Source organism: Glutamicibacter sp. B1 (genome assembly GCF_039602135.1).
GTDB classification, from domain to species: Bacteria; Actinomycetota; Actinomycetes; order Actinomycetales; family Micrococcaceae; genus Glutamicibacter; species Glutamicibacter ectropisis.
In genome coordinates this window covers 1020426-1045690 of the sequence record NZ_CP125942.1, presented here as the reverse complement: position 1 = coordinate 1045690, position 25265 = coordinate 1020426, and the positions used below count along the sequence as shown (strand labels likewise).

Sequence of the window (25265 nt, the reverse complement as noted above, 5' to 3'; positions counted from 1 at the left end):
ATTAAAAAACCGTGGGCTTCGTTATGTTCGCGTTACTTATTGTGGTTTCCCGCTGGATTCACGCGGAATCAATGTTGGCATGAACTTACGGATTTCGTGCTCACTCGTGGGCGCCAAGACAAAGTCAATTGCCCTACTGGCGATTTGCTCAAGTGGAATTCGAACAGACGTTAGCGGAGTTGGTAGCAATGCCGATTGAGGGATGTCGTTATATCCGACAAGCGATAGATTTTCTCCAATGATCAAGCCCTGTTCTTTTGCCGCGGCCATAACGCCCATTGCAAGATTGTCATTCGCGGCAAAAATCGCGGTAGGTTTTGAGCCATGCTTTTCACTTAGCAGCTCTCTGCCAGTGCTAAATCCGCTCTGAATTCCATACCCCACAGAAATCATCCGTCGCTTGGGGACATGCAGGCCTGCTTCGGCCAACGCTCGTTTGGCTCCTGCCAATCGTGCAATGCCCGTAGACGTGAACGACGGACCAGTAATCACCGCGATATCTGTGTGGCCCAGATCCACCAAATGTCGCACCGCGAGATACCCTCCGACTTCGTCGTCACCGAGTGAAGAAGGGCTCGTCCCGTCGGTACGCAATACCAATGCGTGGGCCACAGAAGATTCTCGCAAGTATTTAGGTAATTCATCTTCAATTCGAGATGTAGCCAAAATGAGCCCGTCGACGCTTCTGTCGAGCAAAGTCTCTGCTGCTTTCCGTTCATCATTCGGATCGTCGCCACTAGTAGCCACCATAGCGAAGTATCCACGGGAGGAAGCCGCACGTTCGATCTCTTCAAACATCAGCGCCATGACAGTATCGCTGAGCCTTGGCACAAGTACACCGAGGGTTCGGGTTTGCCCTCGGCGCAGATTCGAAGCAAAGGCATTGCGCCGATAACCGAGTTCTTCTGCAACTTTTCGAACACGATCCGCGGTTGCTGATTGCGACGGTTTCCCCCGGTCATCAAGAGCCCTGCTAGCTGTTGACAAGCTAACTCCACTAGCGACAGCTACGTCTTTCAGGGTGACTGGGGCGTTGGGGATCACCGGTTCCATATGCTTTCTCCTCTTCGCTTCTTTCCTAGTAGACACTCTATTTACGATCTTTCAAAAATCACCTGTTGACAGTGACGTGAATCATAGTTCAGAATGAAAACGTTCCCGCAATCGTTTTCATCCTAGCGGGTATTCCGAACTACATGGAGGTAGCTCTCATGAACATCGATCTTCGCGGTCTTGTCCCCGCTCCTGTCACCCCTTTCAATCGAGACGGAAGCGTGGATGTCGACAGCATCCACCGTTTGGGCTCATGGTTAGCAAGTGTCGAAGGAGTCAAAGGTCTTGTCGTGTTGGGTCATGCCGGCGAAGGAACCTTCCTCACCCAGGACGAACAAGCACTGGTTATTCGCGAATTCAAGAACGCCGTCAACGGAGAAATCCCGATCATTGCAGGCATCACGGGCGAGGGTAATACCGTTGCAGCGTTAGAAGCGCAGCGAGCTGTTGACGCCGGAGCATCAGCAGGCCTGGTCTATCCTTCGCATGGTTGGCTGCGATTCGGCTACCAGCAGGGTGCACCGCAGACTCGCTACAAGGAAATCTACGAGACCAGTGGTCTGCCCCTGATCTTGTTCCAGTACCCGGATGCCACCAAAGCAACTTACGATTTGGACACGCAGCTGGAAATCGCTGGACAGGAAGGCGTATTCGCTACCAAGAACGGTGTCCGCAACATGAAGCGCTGGGATACAGAAATCCCAGTACTCCGCAAGACTTATCCAGAGCTTCAGATCTTGACCTGCCACGATGAATACCTGCTTCACACCATGTTCGATGTTGACGGTGCGTTAGTTGGATACGGCGGCCTGGCACCGGAACCACTAATCGAATTAATCGCCGCGGGCAAAGCTAAGGACTACGCTGCGGCCCGGGCCATCCACGACCGAATTCTTCCTGTAACGAAGAATGTTTACCACCGTGGCTCGCACATGGAAGGTACTGTTGCCCTGAAGGAAGGGCTGGTAGCTCGTGGCATTCTCGAACACGCGACGGTCCGTCCGCCATTGCTTCCGCTTCAAGCGGGCGCCGATAAGGAAATTGCAGCTGCTTTGGCTTCCGCTGAGCTGGGCAAGGTTACTGTTTCCGCCTAAACAATAACTTTGGTGGGGCGGCACTGTTCAAGGCCGCCCCACCATTCGTATCTAGTTTTCAACCGATCAGTACCGTCCGTGAGTTAAAAGCAAAAAGGAGGACTCGTAATGAACGAGCCGCACAACGCCGTCATGGCTTCGTCTAATTACAGAAGTCAACGTAAGCCAGCACAGGACAACAAGCCCTCCGAACAAGGTAAACGGCGTACGTTCCTTGGCTATCTGGCGCTCATGGGACCCGCCTTTGTTGTCGGGGCGTGGCAGTTTGGTCCGGGCAACCTAACCACAGCGGTACAGGCTGGCAGTCGATACGGCTACACCTTGCTATGGGTTATTGCAGTTTCCACTATTCTGATGATTTTCTTCACCGACATGAGTGTTCGACTAGGTTTAGCCACTCCAAAGTCTTTGATTACCGAAATAAAGGAGCGTCTTGGCAAACCCGTAGGCGTCGCCGCCGGAATCGGTGTGTTTGGGATAACCCTGATGTTTTCCGTTGGAAATGCCGTTGGTTCAGGCCTCGGGCTATCAATGGTGTTTGGAGGATCCCCAGTTCTCTGGACAATCGTCTGTACCGCCGGTGTTGGACTGATCCTTGCCTTTCGAAACGTATACGGAATTATCGAAAAGATACTCTTACTGATCGTCGCATTGATGGCAGTTGCTTTTATCGCCAGTGCTGTAATTGCCAAGCCAGACTGGTATTTATCGATGACCGGCTTAGTTCCCACACTCCCTGCAGGTAGCGAAATTCTGGTGATAGCCCTCGTCGGTACGAATTTCTCGATCAACGCGGCGTTCTACAACTCCTACGGAATCAAAGAGAATTCGCGGACACGGAGCGATTATCGAGACATCACTTTAGTAGATACGATTCCCGGAATTATCGCCCCAGGAATTATGACCGCTCTAGTCATCATGGTTTCTGCTTCAGTGTTGGGCGCAACCGGCTCAGAAGCTTCAACTATCAATGGCCTCGCAGCCATTTTCGAACCACTAGCTGGGCCCTTCGGTACGATAATTTTTGCTCTGGGGCTCTCCGGTGCAGCCTTTTCTTCTATGATTGCGAATGCAACGGCTGGCGGCACAATGATGTCAGACGCACTGGGGCGTGGGTCCAAAGGCGGTTCACCAATGGCCCGAGTCATCACAGGTATCATCCTGGCCTTCGGATTATTAGTCACGCTTACTTTCCAGGAATCACCTGTCGGACTAATCGTCGTTGCGCAATCGCTCACGGTTCTCATCGCACCGCTTCTAGGCATTCTCCTCGTTATGATGGCCAACAATAAAGAAATAATGGGTGACTTGCGAAACCGATGGTGGCACAACGTGTTTGGAATCATCGGATTGGTCGCGATTCTCGCATCCTCGATTCGTCTCGTATCCGCTCTCATTTCATAGTGAGTACCCGCTCGTAAGAGTCCCAAGGGCCATCTCAATATCCATCATGGATGAGATGGTCCTTGCCCTATGTTCACCCCAATCCTTCCCAAGCCAATTGAAGGCAGAATCTACTTTCGTATTAGCCGGGCTTCTACGTCGTGGCTCGGATTCGGGTTTAGCCATTCCACGAATAACGTCGTTCAGGCCGGCCTACTCCCCCATAGCGAAGGTTCACCTGCGCCAAGTTCTCTTCAGCAAGATACTCCAAGTACCGGCGAGCGCTCACCCTCGAGGTTCCGAGTTTCTCAGCAGTTTCGGTTGCCGAGATCGGTTCCGGCGTTTGCCTAACGATGCTTTCGACCAAGCTCATCGTTTCAGCGCTGCACCCCTTAGGAAGTGGGCGTCGACTTTGACTGCCCATACCGAAGAGGAGATTCACATCTGCTTGCTCTAACTCCTTGTCCCGGAGAACATGCAATGGCTGATATGTCTTGGCATAGTGCTTCAATCTTTCGCGCAAGTCGTCCCAGGAAAATGGCTTCATCAAGTAATGAACGATTCCTCCGCGCAGGGCTTTGCGTACAGTATCCATTTCACGCGCTGCACTAATGACGATGACATCTAACTCAGGTTGAACTTCACGAAGCCGTTGCAGCAGTTCAAGCCCATTCATATCGGGGAGGTGGATATCGAGCAAGGCTAGATCCGGCGATAAGGCGGTAGCCGCTTTTACGGCGTCACTGGCACTATGTGCTACCCCTACCACAGTGAAACCTGGCTCTTTGTTGACGAATCCGGCATGCACCTTTGCAACCATGAAGTCATCATCGATCACCAGAACTTTGATCACGAGTCTTGTCCTACTTTCTCAGTGTGGCGGTAAATTGTGCGCCACGGTCATTAACCACGGTGATATCTCCCTGACGGCGCCGACAGACTAATCGGCTCAGCGCCAGGCCGAACCCCCGCCCTCCAGAGACCGTTGTGTCTTTGGTCGAGAATCCCTGAGTGAAAATTTCTTTCATCGCCTCATCGGCAATCCCAGCCCCATTGTCTGTGACTTTCACGGTGACGATCTCATCGATTTCTTGAATCGACAGCTCAATCTTCGGCTCTGGTACTTCGGCGAGAGCGTCCATGGCGTTATCTAGGAGGTTTCCAATAACCGTGGTCAGGTCGCGGGCGATCTGTTCATCTCCGCGTTCCAATCGAGAGTCGCTGGAAACCTCGAACTTGATACCTCGTTCTGTGGCGACACTAGCTTTAGCAATGAGCAAGGCAGCAATTGTTGGTTCCGCTATATGGGCCGTGACATCTTCGAAGACCTTACTGCGGCTAAAACTTACACCGTCGATGAACCCAATAACTTCGTCGTATTCCTGCAGTTGAATGAGACCAGAAATTGCATGAAGGTGATTCGCGAATTCGTGGGTTTGTGATCGCAACATATCGGCTGTTGCTTTGCTGTCGCCCAACTCCTGCTCCAATAGTGTCAGCTCGGTACGATCACGGAAGGTGGTCACTGACCCGTGGTCTTTGCGTGCTGTTTTGACCGGCATGCGGTTAAAGACCACAACTCGTTCACCAATCAGAAACTGCCTGTCGGGTTGTTGCTGTTGGGTGGTGAGCGCACGGGAGACTTGTGGGGCAACATCCAGCTCGGTCAGTGTCTGCCCAACGCAATCTAACGGTAGTTGAAGCAGTTCAATCGCAATATCGTTGGCCAGCATGACTCGACTATCGGGTGAGACCGAAATGATGCCCTCTTTGACACCGTGGAGCAACGCTTCGCGATGCTCGAACAGTTCGGCAATTTCGCGAGGTTCCATGCCTCTGGTTTGGTGCTTGACCCTTCGCGAAAGTAATACCGAACCAATCGCGCCGAGCGCCACGGCGATCACGAGGGTTATGAGTGCGCTGGGTGCGATCTCTTGAATCAACTCTCGTGTACTGGGATAACTTTGACCAGCACTGACGATGCCAACCATGGAACCTTCATCGTTCAGGACTGGAACCTGAGCAATGAGCACATGTTCCCCATTGCGAGTTATGTCCCCGGTCCACCCGCGTCCTTGGGCTACTTGTGATTCCGGGTGCAGAATCGAGGTTCCCACGTCGTCTGGGAAGGTGGAGGTAATGACCGTCCCGTAGCGATCTGCAAGAACTACGAACTGTAATCCAGAAGTGCTTCGGGTTGTCTCGGCCATGGCAGGTAAGGCAGAGCCCATTTCCGGCGCAGCGTTGGGAATGAGTACTCTCAGAAGCGGATTCGCTGCCAAGGACTCGGCTGCAGACAAACTGCGACGCCCTTCAACTTTTTCAAAGTTATTCGTGGATTGGGTCAGTGATACCGCAACTACGCCGGCGAGAACCACGGCGATAATTAACAATTGAAGGATCAGGTATTGGCCTGCCAAGGAGAGCCGTTGAGCAAAAACGGTACTTAACCTTGAAGGTTTGATTCCCACCTAACCGCTCCTTGTTGCCGATTCCTGAGTTCCCATCATTGGGGCACTGGGCAACTTTACCGAACTTTTGAATGATTCAAGTCATAGTTTTTGGTTACACAATGAACAGTATTTTCTTTGAGTACGTAAGCGTGACCCAGTTCACACGCATGCCTACTGTGGAATTACTCGCAACTCAGATGAAAGCAACGAGGCTGAAATCAATGAAAAACTTCAAATCCTTCCGCGCCCTGACGGCACTGGCCGCCACTGCTGCCCTAGCCATTGGGGTCACGGGCTGTGGCGTGACCTCGGAGTCCTCTAGCAGCGATGCTGCAGAGTCCAATGCTCCCCTCACCAATCTGCGCATCATGGTGCCCAACACTCCAGGTGGAGGTTACGACACCACTGCCCGCGTAGGTGCCAAGGTTATGGACGAAGCCGGATTGGCCACCAATCCTGAGGTCTTCAACTTGGCTGGCGCCGGTGGAACCGTGGGTCTGGCGCGCATGATCAATGAAAAGGGCAACGGCGATTTGGCTATGCTCATGGGGCTTGGCGTTGTCGGCGCAAGTTACACCAACGACACCGAGGCTAAGCTGACAGACACCACGCCGATTGCAAAGCTGATTGAGGAGCCAGGAGCCATCATGGTCTCCAAGGATTCTCCTTACAAGACCATCGATGACCTGGTCGCAGCATGGAAAAAAGACCCTGCCAAGATTTCTGTCGGCGGCGGTTCCTCACCGGGTGGTCCTGACCACCTTCTGCCGATGCAGCTAGCCCAAGCGGTGGGCATCGACCCGAAGGACGTCAACTTCGTTTCCTTCGATGGTGGTGGCGATCTGCTCCCAGCCATTTTGGGTGACAAGGTAGGATTCGCTGCGTCGGGCGCCGGCGAGTACATGCAACAGATCGAAAAGGGTTCTGTTCGCGTTCTGGCTACGAGCGGCGAAGAACGACTTGAAGGCGTTGATGCTCCTACTTTGAAGGAATCAGACATCGACTTGGTGTTCTCTAACTGGCGCGGCCTGGTTGCCCCTCCGGAGATCTCCGATGCGGACAAGACAAAGTGGGTCGACCTGATGACCAAGATGCACGATTCCGAGCAGTGGAAGGAAGCACTGGAAACCAACGGTTGGACCGACGCGTTCATGACCGGAGATGATTTCTCTGCTTTCCTCACCGAGCAGGATGAGCGCGTTGCCAGCGTCCTGAAGACTCTGGGTCTGGCGTGAGCGAAGTAAGTACCGCTAAGAAGAAACGCGTCGAACTGCTGTTCGCCGCGTTTCTTCTTCTCGTCGGAATCATTGTGTTTGTTGACGCGTCGCAGTTACATTCGACGTACTCCCAGGCAGATGCCATCGGGCCCAAGGCAGTGCCCTTTCTTGTCTCTGGAATTCTGGTCCTCTCAGCCATCGCTTTGGGTATTACCGTTGTGCGCGGAAATCTTGCTGAAGGCGAAGAAGGTGAAGACGTTGATCTCAGTCAGCCCTCGGATTGGAAGGTCGTTCTTCCGCTACTCGGTTTTTTCGTTCTGAACCTACTCCTGATCAATTGGGCCGGGTGGGTGATCTCAGGAACGATTCTGTTCTTCGGCACGGCAATCAGCTTGGGATCGCGCCGCTGGGTCTTGACCCTAGTGATCTCATTAGTCTTGGCTCTGGGATCCTTCTACGGGTTCTACCTAGGACTGGGTATTAAGCTGCCGGCCGGAATTCTTTCGGGGGTGCTCTAAATGGATACACTCAATCTCTTGATGGATGGATTCGCCTCGGCCCTGACTCCCATCAACCTGCTCTTTGCCTTTGCAGGTGTCGTTCTTGGTACTGCTGTGGGCGTGCTGCCTGGCATTGGACCGGCTATGGCAGTGGCACTGCTCTTGCCGGTGACCTTCGGCATGGAGACTTCCAGTGCACTGATCATGTTTGCCGGCATTTACTACGGCGGCATGTATGGCGGGTCAACTACCTCCATCCTGCTGAACACTCCCGGTGAATCCGCGACCGTGATTACGGCCATTGAGGGCCACAAGATGGCCAAGGCAGGACGGGCCTCGCAAGCTTTGGCTACGGCTGCCATCGGCTCCTTTGTCGCCGGCACCATTGGCACAGCCCTACTGGTAACGGTCACTCCCATCGTGGTGAAGTTTGCTGTCAGTCTCGGTGCACCAAGTTATTTCGCCATCATGGTCTTATCACTGGTCACCGTCACAGCGGTTCTCGGCTCGTCCAAGATTCGTGGTTTTGCTTCCCTAGGGCTGGGTCTTGCCATCGGTTTGATCGGCATGGATCCAGTCTCCGGTCAGAAACGCCTGACCTTCGGATTTGCTCCGTTAGTCGACGGCATCGATATTGTTGTGGTGGCAGTGGCAGTCTTTGCCATTGGTGAAGCACTGTGGATTGCGGCGCACCTGCGTCTGACCCCGACTCGCACCATTCCGGTGGGCACACCGTGGATGGGCAAAGAAGACTGGAAACGTTCGTGGAAGCCTTGGCTTCGTGGCACGGCTTTTGGCTTCCCCTTCGGTGCACTCCCTGCCGGTGGTGCTGAAGTGCCAACCTTCCTGTCCTACGTGACGGAGAAGAAGCTTTCGAAGCATCCTGAAGAATTTGGTCATGGTGCCATCGAGGGTGTCGCAGGTCCCGAAGCTGCCAATAACGCTTCTGCTGCTGGTACGCTCACCCCGATGCTGGCCCTTGGACTGCCGACCAATGCCACCGCTGCGGTCATGTTGGCCTTCTTGACCATGAAGGGTATTCAGCCCGGGCCGTTCCTCTTTGAGAACGAACCCGATCTGGTCTGGGCACTGATCGCCAGCTTGTTCATCGGCAATACGTTGTTGTTGCTCATCAATCTGCCACTAGCGCCACTCTGGGCTCGACTGCTGAAAATCCCGCGCCCATATCTTTATGCCGGAATCCTATTCTTCGCTACCCTGGGTGCCTTCTCGGTGAACATGCAGGTCGCAGACCTATGGATCTTGTTACTCATCGGATTGCTGGGCTTCGCACTGCGTCGCTTTGGTTTGCCGGTATTGCCGCTGATCTTGGGTGTGATCATCGGACCGATGGCTGAAGAACAGCTACGCAAGACCTTCCAGCTCTCCGCAGGTTCCGTTTCTGGAATCTGGAGTGAGCCGCTGGCAGTCGGAATCTATATCCTCATCGCGATACTGCTGATCTTGCCGATGCTCATCTCCTTCATTCGTCGCTCCCGCGGGATCCAGAGTGATCTGGTTGAGACGGTGCTCGGTGAAGAACACGAGCCAGCAAAACACAAGGCCGAATTAGCCGGTGAGAAAGAGCAGCGCGTTGGAAAGGACGAGTCATGACGATCGTTGTGGGATACATTCCTTCTGAGGAAGGTGAGGCAGCTCTGGCGACCGCGATCGATGAGGCTCAACGCCGTAATGCTCGGTTGGTTGTAGTCAACTCGTCCAAGGGTGATCAGCTAGTTGATGACAGGCTCATAGATGCGAAGCAGTATCACGAGCTTGAAGCTCGACTCACACAATCGGGAGTGGACTTTTGGATTGAACGAAAGTCCCAAGGGATTGATGCAGCGGACCAGATTTTGCAGGCTGCAGAAGCACAACGTGCACAGCTGATAGTCATCGGGCTGCGAAAACGGACCGCCATGGGCAAGTTCCTCATGGGAAGTGTTGCCCAACGGGTCCTGCTCCAAGCAGGATGTCCCGTGCTTTCGCTCAAGTCAAGCAACGACTGGTAAAGCACCGCTGTTTCTTCAGCGACAACGTAGAGCTGGCCCGCACCATTTGGTGCGGGCCAGCTCTACGTTGTCTACGTGTTACTTCTGGTAGGGGTTGGTTGGCGGAGTGTTACCGCCATCAGCTGGTCCGGTCTGCGGGCCACGCTGCGATGGGTACTGAGTGGTTGGGCTGGTGTAGCTCTGTGGCCCTGAAGGGTTTGAAGGGAACGGTCCGTTTCCAGCTTCAAATGGTGGGGTTCCACCTGCCAAACGCACCAATTCTGCAGTGTTTTCTGCAGTACGGATCGAAGCAATTAAGGATTCAAGCCCCGCACGGACTAATACCAGGTAAACCAGAACGAAGAGCGGGCCAATAATGATGAGTACCAGGAACCCGAGCATGGTGTCAGCGGCGAACGCGCTGACCACCATTCCGATATAACAAACAACCAGCATAACCATGATCAAGATGTAGACAATCTTGATGATGGATGGTGTCACAAACTTTCTGAAATCAAAATCGAATAGTGCTTTCATCCTGCAACCTACTTTCTGAAGAAGAAACGAATGACATAGCCGACACTATCGGACTGATCCTCCGAGCGAAAGAGGATCTAGATAATATTGCCTAATCGGTAGCCCGATTTAATCGAAAGTTAGGGTTTGTCTAGACTTGGCATGGTCCGTCTTTATCGTGGGAAGTAGAAGTGTTAACGATCCGGAGCCTACAGCGGTACGCATTCACTAGATCTCTCGGACAATGCTGATATACGCCCCAGCTCGCCGATATTTTCGTCCTCGACGCAATCAACCAGCTAACTTCGACCCTTACCAGCGCCAAAGTTTGTGTTCCGTTGAGGGCACCCAGGCACGTTAATCGGAGTCATCACTGCACGAGGCATTCAATGGGCAGGAATGCTCCCTTTGTTACTTGTGGCTTTGCCTTAACAATCCCTCATCCAAAACCGGGAGCCCTCGCAAAGAACCCTGAAAACGGTCTAGTTTCGGTTGATGATCAACGCATTTTGTATAAGGCTGAAAAGACAAATGCGAAAGGAGCACTCCGTGAAGAAAATCCTCATGGTCCTAACCAGCGTTTCAGAACTCGGTGCGGGAGGAGAACCCACCGGTTACAACGTCGCCGAAGCAGCTCATCCGTGGAAGGTCTTCCGAGATTCCGGGCACTTCGTCGACTTCGCCTCAATCAAGGGCGGACAGCCACCACGCGATACGGTCGATACCGACGACCCCATCCAAGTGCAATTCACGCAAGATGAAACAACCCGAGCTGGCCTCTACAACACCGCCAGAGTCGAAGTAGTTAATCCAGAACAGTACGATGCCCTCTATTTGGTGGGTGGCCACGGCACTATGTGGGACTTCCCTAACAACGAAGGCTTGCAAAAGCTCGTTGCGGAAATCTATAACAAGGGCGGCGTTGTTGGTGCCGTATGTCATGGGCCGGCAGGATTACTCGACGTGGAACTTCACCACGGCATCAAACTGCTCAGTGGCAAAAACGTCGCGGCATTTACCAATGATGAAGAAGTCGCCGTGGACAAAGACAAGATCATCCCTTTCTTCCTAGCGGACAAGCTGGTGGAACAGGGCGCCAACCATATCGCCGCAGACAATTTTGAGGAGAATGTGCAAGTCTCCGAACGATTGGTCACTGGTCAAAATCCAGCCTCGGCCGCTGGTGTCGCCAAGGAAATGGAAAAGCTGCTGGCCGAGGTGATCCATCAAGAAAAGGCTGAAGAACAGGCTGCTGAAGAAGTCGAAGCAGACTAAAGATCGGCTCAGCCAAAGTTGAAGCGATCAAAGAATTGGCTTGAATCCGTGCGCTGGCACGGGTTCAAGCCAATTCTTTTGTACTCCGCGTTAGTTCCTCCAGCCCGCACATGTGCACGGATCTCTATCGGACAACCCCGACCTGGTGATCTGTCGGTTCTTCCAGCCCGTAATGTCCCCGTAAGGTCCTCTGGTCATACTCAGTACGGAAGAGATTGCGTTGCTGTAGCAACGGAACAACGTGTTCAGTGAATGTTTCCAGACCCGACGGTAAAACCGGAGCCATAATATTGAACCCGTCGGCGGCACCGGCTTTGAACCAATATTCAATTCGGTCAGCTAATTGTTCGGGTGTTCCAGTAAATGTTTGGTGCCCACGCCCGGAGCCGAGTTCTCGAATAATTTGGCGGACCGTCAGATTTCTCCCGTACCCCAGTTTCAATATCAGATCACGCCGCGACGTTGACTTTTCCTTAGACGCCGCGCTCTCTAGCCCTTCGGGGAGCACCTCATCGAGTTCCAAGACTTCTGGATCCACATGTAACTGTTGGGCCAAGGTCTTCTTTGCATATTCAGGAAGAATCAGTTCGTCCAAAGTATCCGCAAGTTCTATCGCCTCGGATTCTGAAGACCCAAGGATAGGGACAATGCCGGGCAAGACCTTGACTGACTGTTCTGTTCGGCCGTAGGCGGTAGCCCGGTTTTTGATCTCTTGATAGAAATCCCGGGCTGATTCGAAGGACTGATGTGCGGTGAATATTGCTTCAGCCCATTGCGCAGCAAATTCTTTGCCCGCAGCTGAAGCGCCGGCCTGAATAATCACCGGGTGTCCCTGGTGTGAGCGTGGGACATTCAGTGCACCAGCAATCTGGAAGTGTTCGCCCACATGATCCGCTGGATGGACTCGACTCGGATCTGCCCACGTGCCGCTGTCCTTGTCAGCAATGATCGCGTCTGGATCCCACGAGTTCCACAATTTCTGTACCACGCTCAAGAATTCATGAGCTCGAAGATAACGTTGAGAACTATCAAGCTGCCCCAGCTGAGAAAAATTCTGTGCGGCGGCATCGCCAGCAGTAGTGACGACATTCCAGCCCGCTCGCCCATGACTGATGAGGTCCAGTGTTGCGAAGCGTCGTGCGAGGTTGTACGGATCGTTGTAGCTGGTAGAAGCCGTAGCGATCAGTCCAATATTTTTCGTCACCGGTGCAATGGCCGAAAGTAGAGTTATCGGGTCAAGGATTCCGGCTGGCCGTTGAGCCACGGATCCTTGAATGACCGGTGCATCAGCGAAGAAGATCGCGTCGAGTTTGGCCTTTTCCGCTAGTTGTGCCAAGCGAATATAGTGCTCAACTTCTGTCCCTGCGTGGGGATCACTCTCGGGCAGTCTCCACGACGATTCGTGGTGACCCGTAGTCATCAAGAAGGCGTTGAGTGTAAGTTTGCGCGTCATGTTAAAAATCCTTTGTAGGAGAAGATTAGGGTTAGGCGCGAGCCCAACGTGAGAAGTGCTGTTCCAACGCAACCAAGGCTGCGTTGACGACGAATCCGAGAACCGCGACCGTGAGGATGGCCGCGTACATTTTGGGGATCAAAAAACTTGCTTGAGAATTGGTGATCAGATATCCGAGACCGGCTTTTGCACCGATCATTTCAGCTGCTATCAGTACCAGCACGGCGGATGTTCCAGCCATTCGGATGCCAGTAAAAATAATGGGTACCGAGGCAGGTAAAACTACCTTTGAAAAGATCTCAAAGTTATTCAGTCCCAGGGTTTTTCCTGCACGAATCAGTAGTGGATCTACGCTGCGTGCTCCCAAAATAGTGTTGAGCAAAACTGGGAAAAATGCTGCATAGAGCACGATGGAGACCTTGGACAGTTCACCAATGCCGAGAAGCAAGGTGAACACCGGTAGTAAAGCCAAGGCGGCAGTGTTTCGGAAGACTTCCAAAAGAGGATTCAAGAAATCGCCGACTTTAGCGAACCAAGCCACCACTAGCCCTACTGGGACTCCGATGATCACAGCGAGAATGAAACCGATGGCTGAGCGTCCCAAACTTGCCACAATGTGAGTACCGAGGTCACCGCTGATAATCATCTTCCACAGTTGCTGCAGAACTTCATGTAATGGTGGCAAAAAGACTCTTGATGCCGGTTCTAGGACAAATTGTGGAACCAGTTCCCAGACCAGTAGAAAACCAATAATTGCTCCGGAACGGTACAGTGTTTTCCGCAGCGCTGCTCCGAAGCGTCGAGTTGGCCTAACGCGGCGAACCGTAGTGTTTTCTACTCGTACCTGCTGATCCGGTAATACTAGTGTGCTCATGCTGAAGCCCCTGAAGTAATCAGAGTTTTATCGATAGTCGCCTCTACACCCTGTCTGCCGTGGCGATGCAACAGAGTCCAGAGGTAATGCCGGTATTCGCCGAATTGACGTGTTGAACGAATGTCGTCTACGGCTTGGCGATCTTGAAGTTCGATATCCACGATCTCCGTGATTTTCCCTGGCTTTGCGGACATGACGGCAACTTTCTGCCCCAGATAGACTGCTTCTTCTATGCCGTGTGTAATGAAAACGATGGTGGTCTTCGTACGTTTCCAGATATCCAGTAGCAAATCTTGAAGCTGTTCGCGCGTTTGTGCATCAAGCGCGGCGAACGGCTCATCCATCAGGAGCACCTTTGGCTCATGGGCCAGTGCTCGGGCGATGGCCACTCGTTGCCGCATTCCGCCGGAGAGTTCATGTGGGTATTTATCTTCCACACCTTCTAATCCAACTAAGCGTAGGTATTCATGGGCTCGGGCTCGCCGATCGGCTTTGTTGAGCCCCTGCCCGTGCCGGGCTTGGCTTTCCAAGCCCACCAGAACATTCGCGGCTGCCGTAAGCCACGGGAATAGTGCGTATTGTTGGAAAACTACCGAGCGTTCCAAGCTGGGGCCGGAAATTGGCTCGCCATCTACCAGGACCTCGCCATGACTTGGTGTGCTCAGGCCAGCCAGGATGTCTAACAACGTGGATTTTCCGCATCCGCTCGGTCCCACCAGGGTGAAAAATTCTCCGTCCTCAATTCGAAGATCTAGTGACTCAATGGCGGTAACTGCAGTACTTTCGTTGGCACCGCTACGCAAGAATTTTTTAGTCAGATTCTTGATTTCGATCGTTGACATGATTGATGCTTATCCTTCGCTCGCGAGATCATTAAATTCATTGGTGTAGTAATCGCTGGGTGTTATCTCGCCGTCAATGATGCCGGTGTCCTTCAACCATTCGGACCATCGGCTGAAGTCCTCGTCTTTGATGGGCGCATTCTTGCCGACGCCATACCCGTTGAAATACTGCAGTGCTTCAACGTCCTCGCCACGACCCCTTGATTCAATGACGCAGGTCATTTTCTCGATGATTTCTTCGCGAGAATGCGATAGAACCCAGTTCGAAGCTTTCGCCGTACCAGTGGCCAGGGAATGTGCTGCTTCGGGATATTCAGCGATGAAGTCGTCACGTAAGACGTATTCACCCCCGTTGAAATTGTCAAAGACCTCGGTATCTCTAAATACTTCTGTCAGATCTCCTTGCTTCACTGCGTGGACTTGGGCAGCTCCTGAAAGTGCACCGACATCTACCTGATGAGTTCTGATCGCCTGCTCTGTATCGGTTGGTGGAAGAACTACCAGCTGGACCTGGTCAATTTCCTCCGGGCTTAGTCCTTCTGCCGTCAGATAAGTTCGGATCACTGCTTCAGAATGTGCGCCAAGGGTGTTGACCGCCACGGTTTTACCGATCAGGTCCCGAACATTTTTGATTCCGCTGTCTTTCCTGGAATAAAAACCAACAAAATAGTCATCGTTTGATCCGTAGTAGGAGACCACCGCCGTCACTGGGGATCCTGCTTCTTGTAGCTTGACCACTGCCCCGGCGAAAGCGCCGCCAATGTCGGTTTCGCCAGTCGCCGTATTTTGAATGGATAAGGGACCACTGGAATTGTTGCCGACCCACTCTAATTTGATGCCATCGAGGTAGCCGAGCGCTTCAGCCAGTTCGATCAGGGTCACGGTGTTGGCCGCGCCTTCGTAGCGAACGTTGATGGTGCCGTCAGGGTTCTTCAGATCGGTTCCATGTGCGGAGGCAGTGCAGGAAGCCAACAGCAGTGCCGGCGCCATGAGCAGGACCGCTGCGCCAAGTCGCCGTCGTCGTGTATGTACGTTCGTGGACATCTTCGGTTTCCATTTCCTTTGGTGGTGCGGGATGTTGCTAGCCATCCAAACACTTGGGGAAAGGGGTAGAAAAGGGGGTCTGCAACCTGATGAAACTGAAAGAAACCAGAAGTCAAAGTCTCTATAAGATGACTTGAAAAGTCGTGAATCACTACGTCTCGGGTAGCTAGAAGCAACGAAACGCCATGAAAATATCCCTAGGTTCAACTTCAGTTCAGAAGGCGCACGAGATAGCACTAAATGATCAGCGGTGCCGCGCTGGCAAGCTACCGATACTCGTCGCTAGATAAAAAGAGATACCCACCTGAATTCATTGCGCAGCCTGTCACCCGTCAGAGACCTCGACGTAGGCTGGTCGCCTGAGACTAGTGCTGATGGATGAATCGTTCAGGACCGAGAATCAAGCCCACAAGAATCTTCACGGCCTTGATTTTTAGATTTACCGTGCGGATTCTTGGCTGACTCGATGCCTATGGATCCGATACTCCCTGACGGTCAGCCACACGATGAATAGGTCAAAGAGAGTCAGCAACAACATTCCGAGGCTGAAGACGGTAATCAATTGGTAGCTCTGGTATCCGATGAAGATGAGTAGGAATGCGATCATCCAGGGGTAAGCCCACAGCTTGTCTTTGAGTACCGCCCACACCAGCACGACCTTCACCAAACCATGAAGCAGCAGGTAGGCGGCTGCGAACCAGGAAGAGGAAACGGTTAACGTTCCGCTGGCTTTGAGCAGAGCATTGGCAATGAAGTCTCCGGGGTCTTCGCTCAGTTCATGCTGAGTCAAGATTCTCACCAAGCTGTCCAATTGCTCGGGTCTAACTACGATAAAGAGCACTCCGCCGAGGATTTCAAGTAGCCCATCAAGTCCTTTGAGGACGAGGGATACGCGAAAGAGACGTTCGAGGGCCAAAGTTCTGCGACCTTGTTTTCCACTCATGACCTCTCCCCTCGACAGCCGATATCACCATCTGCTTCTTCGGATTCTTCCACAACTTTGCCCCGGTGATGGCCGAGGGTAAAACAGCAGGTTCCCTTAAACTGTAACAGCTGTTACTTTTAAAATTGTGACTAATCAGATCAACTGGCTCCTCATCCTCGTTCAGGTACCTTCGGAACCTTCGCGCCACCGGGTGGCGGTGTGGCGCCAACTTCGTAAGATCGGTGCTGTCCCCGTTATTTCTGGTGCCTGGGCTCTGGCCGAAGCGCCCCAATTTGCCGAGGGACTGGAAAAGGCCAAGGACTTGTGCCGTTCGGCCGGTGGCACTTTTGCCGTGCTCAAGGTCAAGGGCGAAGACGAACAATCTCAGATAGTGCTTGAACAGGCTTTTAGCGACGCACGCGCCGATGAATGGAAGGAATTCCTAGCCGACTGCGCAAAATTCGATGCCGAAATCGCCAAGGAAAGCTCCACAAAGAAGTTCACCTTCGCTGAACTGGAGGAAGAAGAACAGAGCTTGGACCGGTTGCGTCGCTGGTATCGCGATCTGAAGAAGCGTGACGTGCTTGGTCTTCAGTTAGCCGAAGACGCCGAATCAGCACTGAATGAGTGCATCACCAATCTCGATGCCTACGCCCAGCTGGTGTATGCAGCACACAATGGGGGCGCATAATGGCTCAACGAACTTCATCAGGCTCCGTGGCCCCGCTCTACGCAGCCGGGTTCACCACCGCATTCGGCGCCCACAGTATTGCCGCGGGTCTCGGCGCGGAGCAGTCTGCGCTGGGCGGAAGCCTACTTACCCTCGGCCTCCTACTCGCCGTCTATGACGTAGCCGAAGTAATCCTCAAACCAATCTTCGGAACCCTCAGCGACCGGATCGGCGCCAAACCCGTGATTATCGGTGGCCTGCTCGGCTTCTGCCTGTTTTCCGCCATCGGCATTTTCATGGCCACTCCCCTGGGATTGGGTCTCGTCCGATTAGGCCAAGGTGCGGCCGCCTCAGCATTTTCCCCAGCCTCGTCCGCGGCGGTAGCCCGGCTGGCCGGCTCCAAGAACACCGGTAAATTCTTCGGACGCTATGGATCGTGGAAAACTTTGGGATATGTTCTGGGCCCGCTACTGGGTGCAGCTCTGATTTGGGCTGGCGGATTTGCGGCCCTCTTTGCCACCATGAGCATTGTTTCAGCTGCCGCTGCTTTGTGGGTGGCGCGTGCAATGCCTCGCTTGCCGATCATGCCTAAGCAGCGTTATACGCTCAAGGACTTGGCGGCTCAAAGTACCCATCCATCTTTCTTGGTACCAACCCTTGCACTGGCCTGCGCCACCGGCGCGCTGGGCACCGCCATTGGGTTCATCCCCTTGGTTGCCACCGATATGCAACTGGACAGTTCGCAGGCCATGATCCTGGTTTCGGTCCTCGCCCTAGCTTCCGCGCTGATCCAGCCAAGGGTGGGAAAGCTGCGCGACCAAGGCAAAATATCAACTCGTCGGGGTATGAGCGTTGGCTTGCTGGCCTCCGCCTGTGGCCTGTTCGTGGTGGCACTATCCCCAGGTTTGCTGGTGCTGATCCTCGGCGCAATACTCATTGGTGTTGGCATCGGTATCACCACACCGCTGGGGTTTTCACACTTGGCCTCAACTACCCCGCAAGAGCGCATGGGTCGAACCATGGGATCAGCGGAGCTTGGCCGCGAAGCCGGTGATGCAGGCGGCCCGCTGCTCGTCGGTGCGGTGGCAACAGCCTTCGGTGTTGGCATGGGTTTGAGTGTCTTGGCTGTAGTTTTGGTTGTTGCGGCACTGATCAGTCTCATCTGGCTCAAGGCCCTGTCCTCGCAGCCCGTTGAGAACGTCTAAGCCCTGAACAGCACAAAACCCCGGTTCCTATGAAGGGAACCGGGGTTTTAGCTGAACTGCGAGAGACTACTTACGCAGACCCAGGCGCTCGATCAGCGAACGGTAACGCTCGATGTCGGTGTTCTTCAAGTAGCCGAGCATACGACGACGACGACCAACCAGAGCCATCAGGCCACGGCGGGTGTGGTGATCGTGCTTGTGCATCTTCAGGTGCTCGGTCAGGTCCGAAATACGGCGGGACATGACGGCAATCTGAACCTCAGGCGAACCGGTGTCACCCTCGTGGGTAGCGTAAGCCTTGATGATTTCGTTCTTGATAGTGGCATCCAATGCCATAACAAACTCCTAGAGTTGGACCGCGTTCATAAGTCAGTGCAAACGCCGAAGCGTCTGCGGTAGATGCTCGCAACCGCGGACTGCAGCGAGAACCATCGTCAATCATATCACCGACGGGTACGTCGGCGGGACCTCCAGGCATGGGTGAGATAGGGCACCTGCACCTTTTCTGCCGGTGCGTGTCCAAGGTGCTCGGTCCAGTACCATTCCAGATTGGCTTCAACTTTCGCCTGTGTCATGGCCGTTGCTTTACGGTAATAGCTGCGCGATTTTGTTAGCTCAATGATTTCTTCAAAATCTAGAGGCATCGCCCAGTGCCAGATCCCGTGCTCCGGTTTGCTGAATTCTGGACCCAAAGGTGGCTGCAGCTCGGGACGGTGCACATCACCAGCATGCATGATGCGGGCCAGGCGGTGTACCCAGGCGATGGAGACATCCAGTTGGTTCCATAAGAGGGTGAGCCAGCCCTGATCATGCAGTAGGCGCGCAGCCTCTGCACTGGCCTTGGGATGATCAACCCAATGCCAGGCTTGAGCGTAGGTCACCAGATCAAAACTATTTTCGGCCAGGCCGGTAGCTTCGCCGGCCGCACAGACAGTTCGCACTTCTGGCAAACGCTTCGCGAGTACCGACAGCATGTCTTGCGAAGGGTCCACCGCCGTGACTTCCTGACACCGGGCCGCAAGTTGCTCAGTAAAAATTCCCGACCCACACCCAATATCAACGGCAGTGCCCGGATGATGTTGCACGGTAAAGTCCAGGGCAGCATCGGGATAGGACGGGCGAATCTTGTCATAGCTTTCGGCTCCCGACTGGAATGCGGAAGCCAACTCATCACGCCGTTGTGCGCTCACCACGAAGGCACGCTGCGGTAGGGAAGGAATTTCTGCCATAACTCAATGACGTTCGGAGGCTAAAACAGTGCGAGCCTGTTCTACGTCTTCTCTCATTTGTTCAATCAGCGCTTCGATGCCGCGGTAGGCAACCATAGGACGCAGGTGAGCGATAAACTCCACGACGATCTGCTGACCATACAGGTCAAAATCTTCCACGCCTTCTTCAGGGCGATCAATGACGTGGGCCTCGACCACGCGTGACACCCCATCAAAGGTTGGGTTAGAACCCACAGAGATGGCTGCCGGCCACCGAACTTCAGCCTCGTCGATCACCCAACCGGCATACACGCCATCGGCAGGGATGATGCCCGTGGCTTCAGGATCCAAATTCGCCGTAGGGAATCCCAATTCACGTCCACGAGCATGCCCATGGACCACTTCACCGCGCATCCGGTGCGGACGACCGAGAATCTGGGCGGCGGCCTCGACATTGCCGGCAGCAAGTTCCTCACGAACCCAGGTGGATGACAGACGGCGCTTATCTCCCACGTCCTCCACACCAATCACATCAAAGTTGTATTTTTGGCCCAGCTCCTGCATGTAGCTGAAGTCGCCAGAATTGTTCCGACCGAAACGTACGTCGTGGCCTACGACGACCGCTACCGCGTGCAATTTCTCCACGATAATGGAGCGAACAAATTCCTCGGCGCTTTGATCAGCAAAGTCCAAGGTGTAGTGAATCATCAAGGTGGCGTCGAGACCAACACCAGCTAGGGTGTCGATTCGGTCGGCAAGTCCCATGATCAGTTCTGGGGCGTCATCCGGACGGTGCACCAAAGCCGGGTGCGGGTCAAAGGTGATGACCACGGATTGAGCAGAGCGCGCTTTAGCTTGTGTAACGGCGGCATCTAGCACTTCACAATGCCCTAAATGAACACCGTCAAAGTTGCCAATGGTCACGACAGTGGGAGCCATTTCCGCGGGGACGGCATCCAAGCCCTTCCAATAGTGCACTTTGCTCCTTCAAAAATTCTGCTGTGGCAAGTAGAAAACCCACCGAGGCAATTCTTACACGTCTTTAAGCGTGACGCTCACTGCGGTTACGGTAAAGCCACCACAAACCGATCAATGGCAGCACCAATGGAATGTATCCGTAGCCTTCGCCAAAACCACTCCATACCGAAGGGTGGGCAAAGATCTCGGGATGTGTCAGGGACAAGATGCCCACAACAATCACACCGACCAGCTCAATACTGACTGCCCACAACGACATCATCCAGGCCTTCGGCTTAGCCGAGGACAGTGAGAACGTCGCCAAAATATAGATCAAACCGGAGATCAAGGAGAGCGTGTAGGCCACTGGGGCTTCATCAAATTTGCTCAAGATCTGGTACACACCGCGCACCGTGGCGGCCAGGGCCAAGATGCCGTACACCGCGATGATCACTCGACCAAGGCCGGTAGACCGGCTCGGCTTGGGTCCTTTGTCCTTCGAGCGTGCTTGAGCCGCCTGAAGGATCCGTGAGTTCTGTGGATTTTCGCCCATGGCTTTAAACTCCTAGTGCCAGATCTGTTCCATGCGGAACAGCATGATAAAGGTGACCAACGCTGAAGCGGCCAGTACTGCATTGGACCAACGACTCTTTTCGCTGATCGCCCAGAAGAACGCTATCGGCGGCATGATCAATGCCGTAATAAGGTATCCCCAGAATTCCCAAGGGTCCCCCTGTACCGAGTTCCCGGAAGCCTGCCGGATCGCTGCAGCAATACCGTAGGCAACTAGAAAGGCTTCGGTGGCTGCGGCACCAATCAGCGCCCAGTCATCTGGGTGCTTGCGAATGATGGTCGCGATGACGGCCACCAGCAAGGCCACAGCACAAATCACTGTGCCGGCAATAAAAAATCCGTTCAAGGCAAACAACGCTGCGTCCTTTCGGGATTACTTCGCGGTGAAGACAAGGGCGGTGCGAGCTTTATCGCCCTTGTCTTCCAGCAAAGCAACCAGCACACCGTTAGGTGCGAATGCTGCCACGGTCTGCCCCGGTTCGATGTCCATGCTCAAATGCGATGCGGGAATTGTGCGACCGAAGGAAAGTTCAATGGCCTCATCAACGCTGACAGTTCGATTAGGGAACAGCGCTGCAGCGGCCTTCTCGATGGGCAACATGGTGAATTCTTCAGCCAGTTGCTCCAGCGTGCGGGTGAGATCAATCTTGTAGGGGCCGACCTCGGTGCGACGCAAGGCGGTCAGGTGACCGCCGACGTCCAGAGCTTCGCCGAGGTCGCGAGCTAAAGCACGGATATAGGTTCCTGAGGAGCAAGAAACGGTGACGTCCACGTCGAGAATCTTGCCACCGTTTTCGCGGCGAATTTCGTGAATCTCGAAGCGTGAAATGGTGACCGGGCGGGACTTGAGTTCTACCTGTTCGCCGGCACGGACTCGCGCATAGGAGCGTTTGCCGTCAACCTTGATCGCCGAGACCTGGCTGGGCACCTGTTCGATGTCTCCGCGGAGTTTGGCGACTTCACGCTCGATGTCTTCGTCCATGACGGCAGCGGCAATGCGCTCCGAAATGATTTCACCTTCGGCATCATCGGTGACGGTGTTCTGTCCTAGACGGATGGTCGCTGTGTAGGTCTTGTCGTGACCAACGATATAGGTGAGCAAGCGGGTGGCCTTATTAACCCCAACCACCAAAACACCGGTTGCCATAGGGTCAAGGGTTCCAGCGTGGCCCACTTTACGGGTGCCTGCCAGTCGGCGAATGCGCCCCACCACATCATGGGAGGTCATTCCCTGATCTTTGTCGACTAGTACCAGGCCCGAGGCCTGCTCTTGCGTGTTCTGCCCGGCTTTACTCACGCCTTCCAGTATATGGGCTGCGCAGAAAATTAGCCTGCCGCAGGTTCCAAGCGTGGCAGATCCCACGTACAGGCCAAGCCCCGTCCCGGCACTGATCCCGGTTCCGTGATCGTGGCCTGCGACTGCCCCGGCAGCGTGGCAGCCGTAGGCCCGCCAAGATGCCGCTTCGCGGCAGGCCTGGGAAAAATTCTGCTGGGTGTCCAATCCGTCGAGCTTTCGGCACCGAATGCTCCATGACAGCTTGCCTAACACGGGCAGGGCAGACACCGCTGGCACTAGCCACGGCGAAGCAAGGAGAAAATCATGAAGCGCACATACAGCAAAGCCGCTGGAGTCTTCGGGCTCATCGCAGTCGCCGCCATGGGACTGAGCGCCTGCTCGACAGGTTCGGAAACCATGGAATCGCCCACCGCTTCTGCTTCGGAAAGCAGCTCTCCGATGGCCAGCGAGTCGGCCATGGATCCAGCCGGAAATCTCGTTGGCCCAGGCTGCGCAGCCTACGCCGAAGCAGTCCCGACCGGTGATGGCTCGGTAGAAGGCATGGCGCAGGATCCAGTAGCCGTCGCCGCCTCGAATAACCCGCTGCTGACCACGCTGACCTCGGCAGTCTCCGGTGAGCTGAACCCGGACGTGGACCTGGTCGATACGCTCAACGGCGGCGAATTCACCGTCTTCGCACCGGTGGATGACGCCTTCGCCGAGATTCCGAAGGATGACTTGGCAGCAGTGGCCAAGGACGCCGACACCCTGACCAGCGTGCTGACCTACCATGTGGTTTCCGGCCAGATCGCACCGGCTGATCTTCCCGGAACCCACAAAACGGTCCAGGGCGAGGATCTTGAAGTCACCGGCAGCGGTGATGATCTGGAAGTCAACGGGGCCTCGGTCATCTGCGGCGGCGTGCAAACCGCCAACGCCACCGTGTACCTGGTGGACACCGTCCTGATGCCGCCGGCCAAGAAGTAGCACCCCCGGAAACAGCAGGTCCGCCGGAATCGAGGTGGTGCGTGGAATACCTTCCATGCACCACCTTCGCCGGTGATGCGAGAACGTGGTTCCCGCAGCCCAGCTATTCCCCGAACGCCACGCCACCGCAGTGCGCCGCTGAGGCACAAATGCATGAGACTCTAGGATTCATGAGTTCCAATAGACTCGACGCCATGGAAGACGATTCCGTGCAAACGCCAGACGACTTGTTGCGACAGGTCGCGCTGGGGGCCGAATCTGCCTTCGAATCGCTCTATGATGCCATGGCATCGCGGGTCTTCGGCCTCGTGCTGCGGGTGCTTCGCGACCAGGCGCAGAGCGAAGAGGTCACCCAGGAAGTATTCGTCGAAGCGTGGCAGCAGGCCAAGCGCTTCGATCCGTCCCGCGGAACCGCTGCATCCTGGCTGCTGACCATAGCCCACCGCCGAGCAGTGGACCGGGTGCGCTCCAGCCAAGCGAGCCAAGCCCGGGATCTGCGCATTGGAATCAAGGAATTCCAGGACAGCTACGAAGACGTGGAAGAGAACGCCATCTTGCACGACGAGACCGTACGCGTTGCCCGGGCACTGCAACAGCTCAGCGCACCGCAACGCGAAGCCATACAGCTGGCCTACTTCGGCGGATACACCCACCTGGAAGTCGCTGAGCTGCTGAAAGTACCGGTGGGAACCGCTAAAACGCGAATACGCGATGGCATGGGCAAGCTTCGAGAACTGATGGGAGTGGCGTAATGGAAAAGCATGAGAACGAGCGGACCGACAGCTTCGCCCTGGAAGCTCTGGGAGACGAGGACCGCGGCAAGCTCGCGCACCAGGACTCAGATGCCGCCCAGGCCCGCCACGAGCTGGATGCTTTGCAGGAAACTGCTGGACTGCTCGGCTTGGCAGCGCAGCCGGTTGCTCCCCCAGCACGGCTCAAGAACGATGTCATGGCAGCTATCCGCGCCACCGAGCAGCTGCCGCCCGTCCAAGACCAGGAGCCTGCCTCGGGCAGCTCCCCCGCCAGTGGCTCCACGGCTGGTGCGGAACGTGAATCCGATGCCCCGGCTACGCCCCCGGCGCCGCAGCCCGGGGCACCGCGCGGCAACCAGCGCTTCTTCGCCTTGGCCGCCGGCGTCCTGCTACTGGCAGCGGCGGCGTTGGGCGGCTTGGCCATCCAGCAGAATTCCGAGCAGCGCGAGCTGGAAAGCAAAATGGCAGCCATGGCCGAACATCAGGAAGAGCTCGCCCGGATCCTGGGGGCTCCCGATGCCAAGTCCAAGACGCAGACCTTGGATGACGGGGCAACGATCACGCTGTCCTATTCCGCGGCCGAAGGACTGATGGCGGTTTCCACCTCGGGCATGCCGGAGCTGTCCAGCGAGAAAGGGTACGAGCTGTGGCTGATTTCCGCCGACGGCGCAGTCCCGGCAGGAATGCTCACGGGCAGCGATGCCAACGGCATGATCATGCTTTCCGATCCGATGCAGGGGATCACTCATTTCGGGATCACCGTCGAGCCGGCCACCGGCTCCCCCGCCCCGACGACGGATCCCATCATGCTGCAGTCGCTATGAGATCGCAGAAAATCTTGTAGCCGGTTCCAATCTGCTGTGCGTCCCGTTCCGAAAACACTGTGAGTGGTTGTTCCCCCGCATTAGGGAGGGGAACATGGAACGAAACGCATGAGGTGAGTGGCAGTGGGCTTCAAGAACAAGCGCGGCAGCAGGGTTTACGTTTTCCACGCGGTAGCCGGAATATGTTCGGCAG

General features: G+C 54.8%; 27 protein-coding genes. 12 read left to right on the top strand and 15 right to left on the bottom strand.

Going from position 1 to position 25265, the window contains the following annotated elements; genetic code table 11:
- Positions 1-36 precede the first annotated feature (36 nt).
- Positions 37-1053, bottom strand: a complete 1017-nt coding sequence (locus QMQ05_RS04865; protein ID WP_345473477.1) for a LacI family DNA-binding transcriptional regulator — start codon at positions 1051-1053, stop codon at positions 37-39.
- Between the two features lie 158 nt (positions 1054-1211).
- On the opposite strand from QMQ05_RS04865, the gene QMQ05_RS04860 reads away from it, so the two are divergent.
- A complete protein-coding gene (locus tag QMQ05_RS04860; RefSeq protein WP_345473475.1) occupies positions 1212-2147 on the top strand; it encodes a dihydrodipicolinate synthase family protein in 936 nt (311 codons plus the stop codon).
- Between the two features lie 108 nt (positions 2148-2255).
- Positions 2256-3551, top strand: coding sequence for an Nramp family divalent metal transporter (locus QMQ05_RS04855; RefSeq protein WP_345473473.1), 1296 nt, complete (start codon positions 2256-2258; stop codon positions 3549-3551).
- Positions 3552-3708: 157 nt separating this feature from the next.
- Here the strand turns inward: QMQ05_RS04855 and QMQ05_RS04850 are convergent, their stop codons facing one another.
- Together QMQ05_RS04850 and QMQ05_RS04845 are read right to left on the bottom strand one after the other, a co-directional pair.
- Positions 3709-4383: a response regulator gene (locus QMQ05_RS04850; protein WP_345473471.1), complete on the bottom strand. Its 675-nt coding sequence runs from the start codon at positions 4381-4383 to the stop codon at positions 3709-3711.
- Positions 4384-4393: 10 nt separating this feature from the next.
- Positions 4394-6001: a sensor histidine kinase gene (locus tag QMQ05_RS04845; RefSeq protein ID WP_345473469.1), complete on the bottom strand. Its 1608-nt coding sequence runs from the start codon at positions 5999-6001 to the stop codon at positions 4394-4396.
- A gap of 203 nt (positions 6002-6204) precedes the next feature.
- Here QMQ05_RS04845 and QMQ05_RS04840 point away from each other — a divergent pair, with 203 nt between their 5' ends.
- Genes QMQ05_RS04840 through QMQ05_RS04825 form a run of 4 tightly spaced genes read left to right on the top strand, consistent with a single transcriptional unit; the run spans position 6205 to position 9712 of the window.
- Complete coding sequence (locus QMQ05_RS04840) at positions 6205-7218, top strand: Bug family tripartite tricarboxylate transporter substrate binding protein (RefSeq protein WP_334121725.1); 1014 nt, start codon at positions 6205-6207, stop codon at positions 7216-7218.
- Positions 7215-7718 (top strand): tripartite tricarboxylate transporter TctB family protein, encoded by a 504-nt coding sequence (locus QMQ05_RS04835; protein WP_345473467.1) that lies wholly within the window; start codon positions 7215-7217, stop codon positions 7716-7718. Before QMQ05_RS04840 ends, QMQ05_RS04835 begins: the two co-directional genes overlap by 4 nt.
- The gene (locus QMQ05_RS04830; RefSeq protein WP_345473465.1) at positions 7719-9314 is read left to right on the top strand and encodes a tripartite tricarboxylate transporter permease; all 1596 of its coding nucleotides are present in this window, start codon (positions 7719-7721) and stop codon (positions 9312-9314) included.
- On the top strand, positions 9311-9712 hold the full coding sequence (locus tag QMQ05_RS04825) for a universal stress protein (RefSeq protein WP_345473463.1): 402 nt from the start codon (positions 9311-9313) through the stop codon (positions 9710-9712). Before QMQ05_RS04830 ends, QMQ05_RS04825 begins: the two co-directional genes overlap by 4 nt.
- Before the next feature lie 78 nt (positions 9713-9790).
- Here QMQ05_RS04825 and QMQ05_RS04820 read toward each other — a convergent pair whose 3' ends face one another.
- Positions 9791-10228 carry a DUF4282 domain-containing protein gene (locus tag QMQ05_RS04820; protein WP_345473461.1) on the bottom strand — a complete coding sequence of 146 codons (438 nt, stop codon included), beginning with the start codon at positions 10226-10228 and terminating at the stop codon, positions 9791-9793.
- 528 nt (positions 10229-10756) lie between these two features.
- Between QMQ05_RS04820 and QMQ05_RS04815 the strand changes: the two genes are divergently transcribed.
- Entirely contained in the window at positions 10757-11482 is a 726-nt protein-coding gene (locus QMQ05_RS04815; protein ID WP_345473459.1) for a type 1 glutamine amidotransferase domain-containing protein, read from the top strand.
- Between the two features lie 124 nt (positions 11483-11606).
- On the opposite strand, the gene QMQ05_RS04810 is transcribed toward QMQ05_RS04815, so the two are convergent.
- The 5 genes from QMQ05_RS04810 to QMQ05_RS04790 all read right to left on the bottom strand — a co-directional run bounded on the left by QMQ05_RS04810 (position 11607) and on the right by QMQ05_RS04790 (position 16638).
- Complete coding sequence (locus QMQ05_RS04810; protein ID WP_345473457.1) at positions 11607-12935, bottom strand: LLM class flavin-dependent oxidoreductase; 1329 nt, start codon at positions 12933-12935, stop codon at positions 11607-11609.
- Positions 12936-12966: 31 nt separating this feature from the next.
- Positions 12967-13809 carry an ABC transporter permease gene (locus QMQ05_RS04805; protein WP_345473455.1) on the bottom strand — a complete coding sequence of 281 codons (843 nt, stop codon included), beginning with the start codon at positions 13807-13809 and terminating at the stop codon, positions 12967-12969.
- Positions 13806-14654 (bottom strand): ABC transporter ATP-binding protein, encoded by an 849-nt coding sequence (locus QMQ05_RS04800; protein WP_345474639.1) that lies wholly within the window; start codon positions 14652-14654, stop codon positions 13806-13808. The genes QMQ05_RS04805 and QMQ05_RS04800 overlap by 4 nt, the downstream gene beginning before the upstream one ends.
- Positions 14655-14660: 6 nt before the next feature.
- The gene (locus QMQ05_RS04795; RefSeq protein WP_345473453.1) at positions 14661-15695 is read right to left on the bottom strand and encodes an ABC transporter substrate-binding protein; all 1035 of its coding nucleotides are present in this window, start codon (positions 15693-15695) and stop codon (positions 14661-14663) included.
- 439 nt (positions 15696-16134) lie between these two features.
- On the bottom strand, positions 16135-16638 hold the full coding sequence (locus QMQ05_RS04790; RefSeq protein ID WP_345473451.1) for a DUF2127 domain-containing protein: 504 nt from the start codon (positions 16636-16638) through the stop codon (positions 16135-16137).
- Positions 16639-16765: 127 nt separating this feature from the next.
- Here QMQ05_RS04790 and QMQ05_RS04785 point away from each other — a divergent pair, with 127 nt between their 5' ends.
- Together QMQ05_RS04785 and QMQ05_RS04780 are read left to right on the top strand one after the other, a co-directional pair.
- Positions 16766-17311, top strand: a complete 546-nt coding sequence (locus QMQ05_RS04785; RefSeq protein WP_345473449.1) for a Chromate resistance protein ChrB — start codon at positions 16766-16768, stop codon at positions 17309-17311.
- The gene (locus QMQ05_RS04780; RefSeq protein WP_345473447.1) at positions 17311-18495 is read left to right on the top strand and encodes an MFS transporter; all 1185 of its coding nucleotides are present in this window, start codon (positions 17311-17313) and stop codon (positions 18493-18495) included. The genes QMQ05_RS04785 and QMQ05_RS04780 overlap by 1 nt, the downstream gene beginning before the upstream one ends.
- A gap of 66 nt (positions 18496-18561) precedes the next feature.
- Here QMQ05_RS04780 and rpsO read toward each other — a convergent pair whose 3' ends face one another.
- The 6 genes from rpsO to truB all read right to left on the bottom strand — a co-directional run bounded on the left by rpsO (position 18562) and on the right by truB (position 22461).
- Entirely contained in the window at positions 18562-18831 is a 270-nt protein-coding gene (gene rpsO, locus QMQ05_RS04775) for a 30S ribosomal protein S15 (protein WP_013348393.1), read from the bottom strand.
- A gap of 107 nt (positions 18832-18938) precedes the next feature.
- A complete protein-coding gene (locus tag QMQ05_RS04770) occupies positions 18939-19724 on the bottom strand; it encodes a class I SAM-dependent methyltransferase (RefSeq protein WP_345473445.1) in 786 nt (261 codons plus the stop codon).
- Positions 19725-19727: 3 nt separating this feature from the next.
- A complete protein-coding gene (locus tag QMQ05_RS04765; protein WP_345473442.1) occupies positions 19728-20681 on the bottom strand; it encodes a bifunctional riboflavin kinase/FAD synthetase in 954 nt (317 codons plus the stop codon).
- A gap of 64 nt (positions 20682-20745) precedes the next feature.
- A complete protein-coding gene (locus QMQ05_RS04760; protein WP_334121711.1) occupies positions 20746-21213 on the bottom strand; it encodes a hypothetical protein in 468 nt (155 codons plus the stop codon).
- Between the two features lie 12 nt (positions 21214-21225).
- A complete protein-coding gene (locus QMQ05_RS04755; protein WP_345473440.1) occupies positions 21226-21588 on the bottom strand; it encodes a hypothetical protein in 363 nt (120 codons plus the stop codon).
- Positions 21589-21606: 18 nt separating this feature from the next.
- Positions 21607-22461: a tRNA pseudouridine(55) synthase TruB gene (truB, locus tag QMQ05_RS04750; protein WP_345474637.1), complete on the bottom strand. Its 855-nt coding sequence runs from the start codon at positions 22459-22461 to the stop codon at positions 21607-21609.
- A gap of 372 nt (positions 22462-22833) precedes the next feature.
- Here truB and QMQ05_RS04745 point away from each other — a divergent pair, with 372 nt between their 5' ends.
- From QMQ05_RS04745 to QMQ05_RS04735, 3 genes are all read left to right on the top strand, one after another.
- Entirely contained in the window at positions 22834-23496 is a 663-nt protein-coding gene (locus tag QMQ05_RS04745) for a fasciclin domain-containing protein (RefSeq protein ID WP_038989659.1), read from the top strand.
- Positions 23497-23666: 170 nt separating this feature from the next.
- Complete coding sequence (gene sigK, locus QMQ05_RS04740; RefSeq protein ID WP_239543236.1) at positions 23667-24248, top strand: ECF RNA polymerase sigma factor SigK; 582 nt, start codon at positions 23667-23669, stop codon at positions 24246-24248.
- Positions 24248-25072 (top strand): anti-sigma factor, encoded by an 825-nt coding sequence (locus QMQ05_RS04735; protein WP_345473437.1) that lies wholly within the window; start codon positions 24248-24250, stop codon positions 25070-25072. Before sigK ends, QMQ05_RS04735 begins: the two co-directional genes overlap by 1 nt.
- Positions 25073-25265: the final 193 nt, after the last annotated feature.

Excerpts from the sequence above, each read along its gene's own strand:
- QMQ05_RS04865 (WP_345473477.1), bottom strand. The coding sequence starts at position 1,053 with ATGGAACCGGTGATCCCCAACGCCCCAGTCACCCTGAAAGACGTAGCT.
- QMQ05_RS04860 (WP_345473475.1), top strand. The coding sequence starts at position 1,212 with ATGAACATCGATCTTCGCGGTCTTGTCCCCGCTCCTGTCACCCCTTTC.
- QMQ05_RS04855 (WP_345473473.1), top strand. The coding sequence starts at position 2,256 with ATGAACGAGCCGCACAACGCCGTCATGGCTTCGTCTAATTACAGAAGT.
- QMQ05_RS04840 (WP_334121725.1), top strand. The coding sequence starts at position 6,205 with ATGAAAAACTTCAAATCCTTCCGCGCCCTGACGGCACTGGCCGCCACT.
- QMQ05_RS04830 (WP_345473465.1), top strand. The coding sequence starts at position 7,719 with ATGGATACACTCAATCTCTTGATGGATGGATTCGCCTCGGCCCTGACT.
- QMQ05_RS04825 (WP_345473463.1), top strand. The coding sequence starts at position 9,311 with ATGACGATCGTTGTGGGATACATTCCTTCTGAGGAAGGTGAGGCAGCT.
- QMQ05_RS04820 (WP_345473461.1), bottom strand. The coding sequence starts at position 10,228 with ATGAAAGCACTATTCGATTTTGATTTCAGAAAGTTTGTGACACCATCC.
- QMQ05_RS04810 (WP_345473457.1), bottom strand. The coding sequence starts at position 12,935 with ATGACGCGCAAACTTACACTCAACGCCTTCTTGATGACTACGGGTCAC.
- QMQ05_RS04805 (WP_345473455.1), bottom strand. The coding sequence starts at position 13,809 with ATGAGCACACTAGTATTACCGGATCAGCAGGTACGAGTAGAAAACACT.
- QMQ05_RS04795 (WP_345473453.1), bottom strand. The coding sequence starts at position 15,695 with ATGTCCACGAACGTACATACACGACGACGGCGACTTGGCGCAGCGGTC.
- QMQ05_RS04790 (WP_345473451.1), bottom strand. The coding sequence starts at position 16,638 with ATGAGTGGAAAACAAGGTCGCAGAACTTTGGCCCTCGAACGTCTCTTT.
- QMQ05_RS04780 (WP_345473447.1), top strand. The coding sequence starts at position 17,311 with ATGGCTCAACGAACTTCATCAGGCTCCGTGGCCCCGCTCTACGCAGCC.
- rpsO (WP_013348393.1), bottom strand. The coding sequence starts at position 18,831 with ATGGCATTGGATGCCACTATCAAGAACGAAATCATCAAGGCTTACGCT.
- QMQ05_RS04770 (WP_345473445.1), bottom strand. The coding sequence starts at position 19,724 with ATGGCAGAAATTCCTTCCCTACCGCAGCGTGCCTTCGTGGTGAGCGCA.
- QMQ05_RS04760 (WP_334121711.1), bottom strand. The coding sequence starts at position 21,213 with ATGGGCGAAAATCCACAGAACTCACGGATCCTTCAGGCGGCTCAAGCA.
- truB (WP_345474637.1), bottom strand. The coding sequence starts at position 22,461 with ATGACCTCCCATGATGTGGTGGGGCGCATTCGCCGACTGGCAGGCACC.
- QMQ05_RS04745 (WP_038989659.1), top strand. The coding sequence starts at position 22,834 with ATGAAGCGCACATACAGCAAAGCCGCTGGAGTCTTCGGGCTCATCGCA.
- sigK (WP_239543236.1), top strand. The coding sequence starts at position 23,667 with ATGAGTTCCAATAGACTCGACGCCATGGAAGACGATTCCGTGCAAACG.
- QMQ05_RS04735 (WP_345473437.1), top strand. The coding sequence starts at position 24,248 with ATGGAAAAGCATGAGAACGAGCGGACCGACAGCTTCGCCCTGGAAGCT.